This is a genomic window from Clostridiales bacterium, assembly GCA_017569285.1.
Classification (GTDB): domain Bacteria; phylum Bacillota; class Clostridia; order Christensenellales; family Aristaeellaceae; genus Aristaeella.
Genome location: CP069419.1, coordinates 2035360 through 2047583 on the forward strand (window position 1 = coordinate 2035360; position 12224 = coordinate 2047583).

Consider the following 12224-nt stretch of genomic DNA (forward strand, 5'->3'; position numbering starts at 1 on the left):
TGGAATATGACACACCGGCAGCGCCTTTGCCGCCGGTGTGCTTTCGTGTTTTGAGAAATATGGGGAGACTGCCATGATTGAGCTGCGGAACCTGAGTAAGAACTTCGTCACAGCGGACGGGCCGGTGGATGCGCTGAAGCATGTCAACCTGACCATCCGGGACGGGGACATCTATGGAATCATCGGCATGAGCGGCGCCGGGAAAAGCACCCTGGTCCGCTGTATCAACATGCTGGAGCGGCCGACGGAAGGCTCGGTCGTCTGGGACGGTACAGACCTGGGCTCCCTGAGCGAGAAGCAGATCCAGCAGGTACGCCACCAGATCACGATGATCTTCCAGTCCTTCAACCTGCTGATGCAGCGTACCTGCCTGGAAAACATCATGCTGCCGCTGAAGCTGATCCATATGCCCCGGGCGGAGGCGCGGAAGCGGGCCATGGCCCTGCTGGAAACCGTCGGCCTGCCGGACAAGGCCAACTCCTATCCGGCCCAGCTGTCCGGCGGCCAGCAGCAGCGAATCGCCATCGCGCGGGCGCTGGCAACGGATCCGAAGGTGCTGCTGTGCGATGAGGCCACCAGCGCGCTGGACCCGAAAACCACCCACGCGATCCTGGAGCTGATCCGCGAGATCAACCAGAAAATGGGGATCACCGTCATCGTAATCACCCACCAGATGAGCGTGGTGCAGGAGATCTGCAACCGCGTGGCAATCCTCGAAAACGGCAGCGTGGTCGAGGAAGGCGAGGTCAGCGATATCTTCAGCAATCCCCGGGCGGAGGCGACCAAGGCGCTGGTGTATCCGGACATGGCAGAGGGCATGGATTCCTTCGGCACGGCGCACCAGCAGATGGTGCGGCTGGTCTTCCAGGGCGCCGGCGCGGCGACAACCCCGCTGATTGCTTCCATGGCGATCGAGTGCGGCATCGCGGCGAACATCCTGGCTGCGACCACGCGGACGCTGGGCGGTAAGGTATACGGCAATATGCTGCTGAACATTCCCGGCGGGCCGGATGAGCTGGCCACCGCGGTCAAATTCCTGAAGAAGACGCCGAACGTCACCGTCCAGGTGGACGTGGAATACGATGCGGAATCGGCGGAAGGAGAGGAGGCGGAGCCGCGTGGGTGATTATATCGCGACATACTATAACCCGGATAAAATCGCGAAGGCATGGAGCGTGATCCAGGCCGACTTCCTGCGGGAAACCGGCGTCACGCTGTACATCACGCTGATGGCGACGCTGTTCGCCATCATCATCGGCCTGCCGCTGGGTGTGATCCTGGTGACGGGCGACAGCAAGGGAATCCATCCGCTGCCCAAGCCCCTGATGGCTTTCCTCAACGGGATGATCAACCTGCTTCGTTCCGCGCCCTTCATCATCCTGATCGTGGTGCTGATGCCCATCACCCGCGCGATCGTGGGGAAAGCGGTCGGAAACGCTGCGGTCATCGTTCCGCTGATCATCGCCGCGTTCCCGTTTGTGGCGCGGCTGGTGGAGGGCTCCCTGCGTGAGGTGAACCCGAATATCGTGGAGATGTCCCTGTCCATGGGCGCGACCACCTGGCAGACGGTGATGCATGTGATGCTGCCGGAGAGCGTGCCGAGCCTCATTACGAGCTTTACCACAGCGATTACCACCATCCTCGGCTACACCGCAATGTCCGGCGCCGTCGGCGGCGGCGGACTGGGCAACCTGGCCATCACCCAGGGCCAGCAGCGGTACAACCAGGCGGTACTGCTGGCAGCGCTGATCGTACTGGTGATCCTGGTCCAGGTGTTCCAGAGCGTCGGTACCCACCTGGCGGCGAAGGCGGACAAGCGGCTGAAAAACAAATAAGAAGAAAAATAAACGGCTGTATTTTTCCCCAAACGGCCTGTTTCCGCGGGCGGGACGGGGATATACTGTGCATGTACCGGGAAGATCGGTACGAGAACTGTTTTCAGGAGGACATGAACATGAGCTGGATTTTTACGGTTGCACTGGGAATCGGTATCGGATATTTCGCCGTTCAGGCGCTGAAGAAGAATAACGACGCGAGCCGGGAAGAAGGGTTCGAGGCTGCGGAGAGTACCGAAGCGGCGGAAACCACTCGTTCTGCCGGGACAAAGCGCCTGCACAAGAGCGCGGCGGACAGGAAGCTGGCCGGCGTGTGCGGCGGTATCGCAGAATACTTCGGCGTGGATTCCACCATTATCCGCCTGGTGTTCGCCCTGCTGGTCGTCGGCTGGGGCACCGGCATCCTGGCGTACATCGTGGCCGCTCTGGTCCTGCCTGAGGCAGATAAGGCCTGACGGATTTTCCCAAAGTGCAGAAACACAGCCCGTACCGGCATCCGGTGCGGGCTGTTCCTGTTGTGCGGCAGATGGATTATGTGGTATACTTCCCCCGATGGAGGGCGGACCGATGAGCAAGACAAAAGAACGAATCCGGGAGGGAAACCTCCGCTACAAGCAGTCACTCGGGCAGAATTTCCTGTACGATGAGGAACTGCTCGCGTCGCTGGCGGACGCGGCCGGCATCCGGCCCGGGGAAGACGTGCTGGAGATCGGTCCGGGCTGCGGCAGCCTCACAAAGCACCTGTGCCGCCGGGCGGGGCATGTGCTGAGCGTGGAGCTGGACGAGCGGCTGATTCCGCTGCTGAACGCCTTTATGGCCGAGGAGAAGAACCTTACCGTGCTGCAGGGGGACATCATGGCGGTGGACCTGCCGAAGATCACGGAGCCGCTGTCGAAACCCTTCGCGGTGGTGGCCAATATTCCGTATTATATCACGACGCCGCTGATCACGCGGCTGCTGACCTCCGGGCTGGATATCAGCCGCCTGGCGCTGATGGTCCAGAAGGAAGTGGCGGACAAGATCCTGTCGTCCCCCGGGGATGAAGGCTGGGGTCCGCTGGCCATCCGCTGCCGGTATATGTGCGAGCCGTACCGGGCCATGGAGGTGCCGGCCGCCTGCTTCACGCCGCCGCCGAAGGTGGACAGCACCTTTATTGTGTTGCCGGTCCGTGAAAAGCCCGCGGTGGAGGTAAAGGACGAGGAGATGTTCTTCCGCGTCTCCGCGGCGGCCTTTGCCCTGCGGCGGAAGACGATGGTCAACAACCTGTGCGCTACGTTCCGGGCGGAACGTGCGCAGGCGGTACAGTGGATGACGGACGCCGGGCTGGATGAGAAGGTGCGCGGCGAACGGCTGTCGCTGGAGGAACTGGCACGCCTGGCCGACGTAATGGCGGAAGGAAAGGAAAGCATATGACGATCGCGAAATTCGGGCATGTATCCGCACAGCAGTATGCGGAAGCGATGGGCACCCGTCTGGACGGCGCGATGGCGGTGGAGGAGATCCCCATGCCGAAGCGGGCGACCGCCGGCAGCGCGGGATATGATTTTGTTTCCCCGCTGGACGTGACGATTGAACCGGATGGAACCGCCCTGATCCCCACCGGGATCCGCGCGGAAATGGAACCCGGCTGGGTGCTGGTGCTGTTTCCCCGCAGCTCGCTGGGCTTCAAGCACGGTATCCGCCTTAGCAATACGGCAGGCATCATCGACAGCGACTATGCCTTTGCGAAGAACGAGGGGCATATTATGGTCAAGCTGCGGAATCCGTCCGCGGCGCCAGTCACTATCGGCCGCGGCGAGCGCTTCTGCCAGGGAATCTTCCTGCCCTACGGGCTGGCGGAGGAATCCGGGGAGTTCGCGGAGCGGGAAGGCGGATTCGGAAGCACCGGGAAATAAAACCATGATCGGGGGGCGGCCGGAGAACCGCCTGCGGGGAGGACGAAAGCCATGGAACTGATCAAAGCAACAGCGGGCGACCTGCCGGAGCTGCTGGACCTGTATGAGCGGGTATCCGATGAAATGGAAAAAAACGGACTGCGCCAGTGGCACTGGGGCGTGTATCCGACCGAGGAAATGATCCGCGATGACGTGGAGCAGGGCCTCATGTACATCCAGCGGGCAGACGGGGTGATTGCCGGCGCGGTGGCCATATTTGATGGGGCCGATGAGCCGGAGTACGCGGAGGTTCCGTGGACCGGCGGGGTGAACCCGGGATACTTCCACCGCCTGGCGGTGGATCCGGCCATGCAGGGCATGGGAATTGCGGGCGGTATCCTGGATGACGTGCAGCAGATCCTGCGCAGCGCCGGATGCGACTGCGTCCGGTGCGATACGAACGATCAGAATGCCCGGGCCCGGCGGCTGTATACGAAGATGGGCTTCTCCCCATGCGGCCCGGTGACCTGGGACGATACGCCCGGGGAGGCTTATACGGCCTTTGACAAAACCCTGCGTCGGGAAACGCCCATGTGGCCGATCCGCATGACGCCGGCTTTCCGCAGCGGAAAGGCGACCCCCTGGGGCGGCGGCAGGATGAAGGAGATCTATGGCAAGGAGATCCCGGAAACGCCGACCGGCGAGAGCCTGGAGGTCAGCTGCATTCCGGGACTGGAAAGCCGGGACCCGATGGGCCGGACCCTGCCGGAGCTGATTGACCGCTACCGGGAAAAGCTGGTCGGGAAATATGCCGATAAACCGTTCCCGCTGCTGCTGAAGCTGATTGACGCGCGCCTGCCCCTGAGCGTGCAGGTGCATCCGAACGACGCGTATGCCCGCCTGCATGAGGACGGGAAGCTGGGCAAGAACGAGGCCTGGCTGATCCTGGACACGCCGGAAGGCGGCGGGGAACTGGTGTACGGCATCCAGGCGGGCACCAGCATGGAAGAACTGCGCGCGGCCTGCCTGGAGGGAAGCGCGGTGGAGCCGCTGCTGCGCCGGGTGCGGGTGAGGGCCGGGGATATCTGCAATATTCCCGCCGGATGCGTGCATGCCATCGGCGCGGGGATCATGCTGTATGAAATCCAGCAGTCCTCGGATGTGACCTACCGCTTCTACGACTGGGACCGGACCGATGAGAACGGGAACCGGCGGGAGCTGCACCTGCGGAAGGGACTGGAGGTCACGAACCTGAAGCTTGCGCCCCGGCCGCTGCATGTGGAGAGTGCGGACGGCGTGCGCCGCATGCTGGATGAGGATTACTTTACACTGGACGTGATCCGGACGCACAGCCGTGTGAGCCTGCCGCCGGTGAAGCACTTCGGGATGATTACGCTGCTGGACGGGGAACTGAATATGACCTGGGCAGGCGGAAGCGTAAAAATGAAGAAGGGCGAAACCTTCTTCCTGCCGGCGAGCGCGCCGGAGATCACCGTGCGGGGCGAAGGCACCGCGGCGGTGTCCATGCCGAAATAAGACGATACGGATAAGGAAGGACAAATGAAGTTTAACGTTACGGGAAATATTGAAGGAATCCGGGAGGCGATCCTGGCCCGGCTGGATGAGCTGTACAGCTATGAGCTGGAGGACGGGGAGTTCCTGCCGCGGGAGCTGATGAAGATCCTGGCGGAATGTTCCTGCGCCGTCAACCGGGAAATTGCCCTGTACATCACGCGGGATGGCGAGATCGTCAGCGTTTCCGTGGGAACGGACTGCGACGTGGAGCTGACGGACTACCGGCTGCGGCGGAATGTGAACCGGCTGAGCTATGTGCGGTGCGTGCATACGCATCCGGACGGCGACGGCCGGCTGAGCGACGTGGACCTGAGCGCTCTGAAGATCTTCCGCTACGACGCGATGACCGCCGTGGGCGTGAAGAACGGGGAGCCGACGTTTGTGCAGACCGCTTTCCTCGTGGAAAACGCGGAGGTCCTGCTGTCGGATACGGCGCGCTGGTATAAGCTGCCGGACGCCGAATGGCTGAACCAGATCGACCTGAGCGACGAGCTGGTGGGCCGCGAGGAAACAAAGCAGGTGGAGGATGAGCGGGAACGCGCCGTTCTCATGGGCATTGAGAACACGGAATCCCTGGAGGAACTGCGCCGCCTGGCGGAAACCGCCGGCGCGGAGGTGGTGGGCGCCTTCCTGCAGAAGCGCGACAAGCCCGACGGGGCGATGTTCATCGGCAAGGGCCGGGCGGAGGAACTGGCCCGGGACTGCCAGGCGCTGGAGGCGGACGTATGCATTTTCGATGAGGAGCTCACCGGAATGCAGGTGCGTAACCTGGAGGAAACGCTGCGCGTGAAGGTGATCGACCGGACCGCGCTGATCCTGGATATTTTTGCCCAGCGCGCTTCCAGCGCCGAGGGCAAGCTGCAGGTGGAGCTGGCACAGCTGCAGTACCGCTCCGCGCGGCTGATCGGCCAGGGCTTGGTCCTGAGCCGGCTGGCCGGTGGTATCGGTACCCGGGGCCCCGGTGAAAGCAAGCTGGAAATGAACCGCCGCCGCATCCGGGAACGGATGACGGAGCTGCGCCGGAAGCTGGATGAGCTGGAGAAGCAGCGGAATATCCGCCGCAAAAGCCGGGAGCGGAACGATGTCCCGGTGGTGGCGCTGGTCGGCTATACCAACGCCGGAAAATCCACCCTGCTCAATGCCCTCACCGGGTCGGACGTCTATGTGCAGGACCAGCTGTTCGCCACGCTGGACGCGGTGTCCCGCCGCATGGAAACGGCGGAGAAGACGCCGTACCTGCTCACGGACACCGTCGGCTTTATCCGGAAGCTGCCGCATACGCTGATCAGCGCCTTCCGCTCCACCCTGGATGAGGCGGTGCTGGCGGATGTGCTGGTGATCGTGTCGGACGGTGCGAGCCCGGATATGCTGAAGCAGCATGACACCGTGGAACAGGTGCTGGATGAGCTGGGAGCGACTGCACAGAAGCGCATTGAAGTGATCAACAAGTGCGACGCGGCGGATCCGATGCCCTCCTTCCCGGGTGCGGTGATGATCTCCGCGAAGACGGGCGAGGGCCTGGAGGACCTGAAGGCGGCCATCGCGTCGGCCCTGCAGGAAACCTACGCGCCGGTCTCCTTCCTCATTCCCTTCAGCCGTTACGGCATCCTGGCGGAGATCCGCGGCATGGGCCGCGTGATCACCGAGGAGCATACGGATGAGGGCACTGCGGTCACCGTGATGATTGCGCGGGAGGACGTGGAAAAACTGGTGCGGAAGCACGGCGCGGATATTATCCGGCAGAAGGACTGACAAAGGGGGATACCGGGATGGCGAAGCAGCTGGTCATCGGCCTGGCGGCCCATGTGGACGCCGGCAAGACCACCCTGTCCGAAGCCATGCTGTATCTTTCCGGCGCGGTGCGCAGGCAGGGCCGGGTCGACCACGGGGATACGTGGCTGGACACCGGGGAGATGGAGAAGGAACGCGGCATCACGATCTTCTCCAAGGAAGCCCGCCTGACCTGGAAAAAAACCGATATTACCCTGATCGACACCCCCGGGCATGCGGACTTTTCCGGGGAAGCGGAGCGCGCCGTCAGCGTGATGGACGCCGCTGTGCTGGTGATCAGCGCGCCGGAAGGCGTGCAGCCGCACACCCGCTCCCTGTGGAATATCCTGCGGGAAAACGGTGTGCCGGTCATTTTCTTTCTCAACAAAACCGAACAGTTCCAGGGCAGCCGGGAGGAGCTGCTGGCCTCGCTGCGGCGGGAGCTGGCGGACCCGGTGGTTCCTTTTCCGGATCTCGATCCCGAGCGGATTGCCCTGTGCGATGAACGCTGCCTGGATGTGTTCCTGCGGGAAGGGGAGATTCCGGACCGCATGATCCATTCCCTGGTTGCCTCCCGGCGGCTGTTTCCGTGCTTTTCCGGCGCGGCGCTGCGGAACGAGGGCGTGACGGAGCTGCTGGATTTCCTGGCCGCGCTGGACCTGGGGAAACAGTACCCCGCGGAGTTCGGCGCCCGGGTGTACAAGGTGGCCCGCGACGCGCGGAACGCGCGCCTGGTGTTCATGAAGATCACCGGCGGTGTGCTGAAGGCGCGGGACATGCTGGCGGTCCGGGGCACGGACGGGGAAACCCGGTCGGAAAAGGCGGCGGAAATCCGCCTGTATTCCGGCGCACGGTATACCGCCGTACCGGAGGCGGCGGCCGGGCAGGTCTGCTGCGTTTCCGGGCTGTCCATCGGAATGCCGGGCGACCGGCTGGGAGCCGACAGCGGCACGCCCACCCGGATGATGCGCCCGTGCTATGCCTGCCGCCTGGTACTCGCGCCGGGGACGGACATCCATTACGCGCTGGACTGCATGAAGGTGCTGGAGGAAGAGGAACCCCTGATCCAGGCGGAATATATCGAGGCGAAGCGGGAGATCCGGGTGCACTCCATGGGGGACGTGTACCTGGAGGTGCTGGCCCGCCAGCTGAAGGACCGCTTCGGAATCGAGGCGTCCTTTGCGGACAGCAGCGTGCTCTACCGGGAGACCATTGAGGCGCCGGTGGAGGGCGTGGGACACTATGAACCCCTGCGCCATTACGCGGAGGTCCACCTGCTGCTTTCGCCGCTGCCCCGCGGCAGCGGGCTGCAGTTTGACTCCGCCGTGCATGTGGACGACCTGGCGCTCAACTGGCAGCGCCTGATTATGACCCACCTCCGGGAGAAAACGCATGTGGGTGTGCTGACCGGAAGCCCGATTACGGATATGCGGATTACCCTGGTGGCCGGCAAAGCGCACCTGAAGCATACCGAGGGCGGGGATTTCCGCCAGGCAACCTACCGTGCCCTGCGGCAGGGCCTGATGAAGGCAAAGAGCATCCTGCTGGAGCCGTGGATGCGGCTGGAGATTACCGTGCCGGAGGAAAACACCGGCCGGGTCATGAGCGACCTGACCGCCATGGGCGGAAGGTTTGACGCGCCGGAGGACGCGGGCGGCACCCTGCGGCGGCTGGAGGCCGCGGCGCCGGCGGGCGCCTGTGCGTCCTATGGGCGGGAAGTGAATATCTTCACCAAAGGGCGCGGCAGCGTATCCACCTCCTTCCTGGACTGGGAACCCTGCGCGGACGCGGAAAAGGTGATTGCGGAAAAGGGCTACAACCCGGAACGGGATACCTGGAACAGCGCGGATTCCGTATTCTGCTCCCACGGCGCCGGGGTCACCGTGCCCTGGCACCAGGTGGAACAGTATATGCACCTGCCGCTGCTGGACGAACGGGAGAAGGCGGGAAAAACATCCGCAGTCTCCGGCGGCGCGGTGTCCGCCTACCGGGGAACCCGGGAAGAGGACGAGGCGCTGGAGCGGATTTTCGAAAAGACCTACGGCCCTGTGAAGGCCCGGGAGCTCACGCGCCCGGCACCGGTGGTCATCAGCGCCGGGACACCGGAAAAGAAAGCCGCCCCGCGCGGGGAAATCATTCTCATCGACGGGTACAATGTGCTCAATGCCTGGGAGGAATGGAAGCCGTACCTGGCGGACAACATCGAGGGCACCCGGTACGCGCTGATGGACCTGATGTGCAATTATGCCGGAGCCACCGGCAAAAGCGTGATCCTGGTATTCGACGCATACAAGGTTCCGGGCAATCCCGGTTCGGCGGAGCGGTATCACAACATCTGGGTGATCTACACCCGGGAGGCGCAGACAGCGGACGCGTTCATCGAGCAGACGACGTACCTGGCCCGGGGATGCGCGGTGCGCGTGGTCACGTCCGACCGGCCGGAGCAGCTGATTGCCGCGGGCAACGCGGCGATGCGCACATCCGCCCGGGAGTTCCACGCGGAGGTCAACCGCGTCCGGGGCGGGATTGCCGCCTTCCTGGCGGAAAACAACCGCATCCGGCCGGACCGGAGCATCGAGAAAGCCTACAAGGAAGCCTGGATCAAAAAACAGCGGGAAGATCAGTAAAGATCTTCCCGCTGATGCGTTATCCCGATGTATCAGTCGCCAACGTCGAAGCTTTCCAGCTTTCCGGCGGGGATCGGCCTGCTGTCACCGTGGCGGACGAAGAGCATCGTCACGGAGGACAGGAAGACGAACACCGCGGCGTAGGGGAACAGGGAGGTCATGCCGGCCTTGTCCATCAGCAGGCCGGACAGGTACGGTGTAACTGTCTGCGCCGCCATGCTGGCCGTGTAGTAGAAGCCGGTGTACTTGCCGACGTCACCGCCGCGGGAGAGCTCTACCACCATCGGGAAGCTGTTGACGTTGATGGTGGCCCAGCCGATGCCGGCCAGGGCGAACATCGCGTTCATCAGCATGATCGGGCTGCCCTCGCGTACGAACGCGGCCACGATGAACGAGGCGGTCAGCATGGTGATGCCGATCAGGATGGTCTTCTTGCGGCCGATTTTGCTGGCAATGATGCCGACCGGCAGGTAGGCGACGATGGCCGCGGCGTTGGCGATCATCAGGGTGGTGTTGTAGTCCAGGGACAGCACCTTGCCGGCGTATACGGAGTACTTGGAGGTTACCGCGTTGTAGCCCATGAACCAGAAGACCACACTGGCGAGGATCAGGATCAGGGAGCGCTTCTCCGCGGCGGAAAGCTTCCGGGAAGCGGGTTTGTCGTCAACGTCATCGTTTTCGTTCAGGTCCAGATGGAAGCGGCGGCTCTGCGCCTCCATCTCCTCCACAAAGCGCGGCTCGTCCACCTTCCAGCGGAAGATGGCCAGGCTCACCAGCATGATGCCGGCGATGATGGCGAAGAAGGTGGTGTAGCTCATCAGGGAGTTCTTCACCGCGCCGGTGGAGAACACGATGCCCAGGCCCAGCACGATGATGCCGCCGAAGGTGCCCATCAGGTTGATAATCGCGTTGCCCTTGCTGCGCAGCGGCTTGATGGTCACGTCCGGCATCAGGGCAACGGCCGGGGAGCGGAAGGTGGACATGGCGATCAGCAGGAGCAGCAGCACGGCAATAAAGATAATCAGCGTCGTCGGGTTTTTGTGGGTGACCTGCTGGGCGTAGTGCTGCCGGGCGGGAACCACATAGTTCAGGTATTCATCGGAAGTGGAGGTTTTGCCGGTATCCGGGTTGGTGACCTGGGACCGGATGGCGGTGAATTCCTCCTCGGTGAATTTCTCACCCAGGACAAAGGACTCATTTTCCGTTGTCTGCAGCGTCTCATCCTTCTCTGCGTTGTACAGTACGGACAGGGCGGCGGGATCGTCGATCTTCGAGACGTCGGAGATGTTCTTCAGCTGGGCGTTGTCCGTAAAGGAAAGGCCGACCAGCAGGACCGCAGCGCACAGCGTACCGATGACGATGAACGGAGTGCGGCGGCCGCGTTTGCTTTTGCACCGGTCGCTCAGCGCGCCGAACAGCGGCAGCATGAACAGTGCCAGGATATTGTCCAGCGCCATGATGATGCCGGAATTCGCCTGGTTCATGCCGAATTTGTCCGTCAGGATTTTCGGGATGATGGTATCATACGCCTGCCAGAAGGTGCAGATGAGGAAAAACGCGAATCCAACAAAGATCGTCCGTTTGTAATTCAGTTTCATACATATGCCTCCACAGATATATCATACAGAGAACATTCTTTTTTGCTATTTTACCGTATTTTGCGTATAATCTCAATATCCGCAGGGATATGGATAATTTTCGGGGAGGCCTTTGTATGATCTGGATACTGATTGCGGTTGTGCTTTTCCTTGCCGTGTGGATTTACCTGATTATGCCGCGTACGGGCCGGGAACGGCGGGCGCCGTTTACAGGCCGCGCCTTTGCCCACCGGGGGCTGTATGAGGCGGACCAGTCCGTGCCGGAGAACTCACTGCCGGCGTTCCGCCGGGCGGTGGAGGCCGGGTATGGCGCGGAACTGGACGTGCAGATGACAAAGGACGGGGAAGTCGTCGTTTTCCACGATGACGACCTGAAACGCGGGTGCGGCATCGACGCCCGGATCTGCGACATGACGCTGGAGGAAGTGCGCGCGCTGCGCCTGTTCGGCACGGAAGAGCAGATTCCGCTCTTCGCGGACGTGCTGGAAATCTTCAGCGGGAAACAGCCGCTGATCGTGGAACTGAAGTATGCGCCGAACTGGAAGCCGCTGTCTGAAAAGACCCGGCAGATGCTGGCTGCCTACAGCGGGCCGGCCTGCATTGAGAGCTTCCATCCGTCCATTGTCCGGTACTTCCGGCAGGAGGATCCGGAACGGGTGCGCGGCCAGCTGGCGCAGGCGGCCCGGGCATACGGGAGTTCCACTCCGAAGCTGTATGCGTTTGCGGTCAGCCGCGTGCTGACCAATGTGGCAACCCGGCCGGATTTCATCGCCTACGGCCTCGGGCCGAAGCCGGTTTCCGTCCGCCTGTGCGAAGCAATCGGCGCGATGAAGGTGTGCTGGACCGCCCGCGGGGCAGAAAACCATGCCCGCCGTATGAAGGAAAACGACGCGGTGATTTTTGAGCATTACCGGCCGTAACCCGGCAGATGCATATAAGGAAAGC

The 12224-nt window shown here is 62.7% G+C and carries 10 protein-coding genes; 9 read left to right on the plus strand and 1 reads right to left on the minus strand.

Features of this window, described 5'->3' with window-relative positions:
• Nucleotides 1-73: 73 nt before the first annotated feature.
• From JNO48_08860 to JNO48_08895, 8 genes are all read left to right on the plus strand, one after another.
• Nucleotides 74-1126, plus strand: coding sequence for an ATP-binding cassette domain-containing protein (locus tag JNO48_08860; GenBank protein ID QTE67315.1), 1053 nt, complete (start codon nt 74-76; stop codon nt 1124-1126).
• Nucleotides 1083-1835 (plus strand): ABC transporter permease, encoded by a 753-nt coding sequence (locus JNO48_08865; GenBank protein QTE67316.1) that lies wholly within the window; start codon nt 1083-1085, stop codon nt 1833-1835. The genes JNO48_08860 and JNO48_08865 overlap by 44 nt, the downstream gene beginning before the upstream one ends.
• A gap of 119 nt (nt 1836-1954) precedes the next feature.
• Complete coding sequence (locus JNO48_08870) at nt 1955-2290, plus strand: PspC domain-containing protein (protein ID QTE67317.1); 336 nt, start codon at nt 1955-1957, stop codon at nt 2288-2290.
• 112 nt (nt 2291-2402) lie between these two features.
• A complete protein-coding gene (gene rsmA / locus JNO48_08875; protein ID QTE67318.1) occupies nt 2403-3248 on the plus strand; it encodes a ribosomal RNA small subunit methyltransferase A in 846 nt (281 codons plus the stop codon).
• The gene (locus tag JNO48_08880) at nt 3245-3730 is read left to right on the plus strand and encodes a dUTP diphosphatase (GenBank protein QTE67319.1); all 486 of its coding nucleotides are present in this window, start codon (nt 3245-3247) and stop codon (nt 3728-3730) included. Before rsmA ends, JNO48_08880 begins: the two co-directional genes overlap by 4 nt.
• A gap of 51 nt (nt 3731-3781) precedes the next feature.
• Nucleotides 3782-5245 (plus strand): GNAT family N-acetyltransferase, encoded by a 1464-nt coding sequence (locus tag JNO48_08885; protein QTE67320.1) that lies wholly within the window; start codon nt 3782-3784, stop codon nt 5243-5245.
• Between the two features lie 24 nt (nt 5246-5269).
• Nucleotides 5270-7036, plus strand: coding sequence for a GTPase HflX (gene hflX / locus JNO48_08890; GenBank protein QTE67321.1), 1767 nt, complete (start codon nt 5270-5272; stop codon nt 7034-7036).
• A 17-nt stretch (nt 7037-7053) separates the two neighbouring features.
• Entirely contained in the window at nt 7054-9681 is a 2628-nt protein-coding gene (locus JNO48_08895; GenBank protein ID QTE67322.1) for a TetM/TetW/TetO/TetS family tetracycline resistance ribosomal protection protein, read from the plus strand.
• 32 nt (nt 9682-9713) lie between these two features.
• Here JNO48_08895 and JNO48_08900 read toward each other — a convergent pair whose 3' ends face one another.
• Nucleotides 9714-11279, minus strand: a complete 1566-nt coding sequence (locus JNO48_08900) for an MFS transporter (GenBank protein QTE67323.1) — start codon at nt 11277-11279, stop codon at nt 9714-9716.
• A gap of 116 nt (nt 11280-11395) precedes the next feature.
• On the opposite strand from JNO48_08900, the gene JNO48_08905 reads away from it, so the two are divergent.
• Entirely contained in the window at nt 11396-12199 is an 804-nt protein-coding gene (locus JNO48_08905) for a glycerophosphodiester phosphodiesterase (protein ID QTE67324.1), read from the plus strand.
• Nucleotides 12200-12224: the final 25 nt, after the last annotated feature.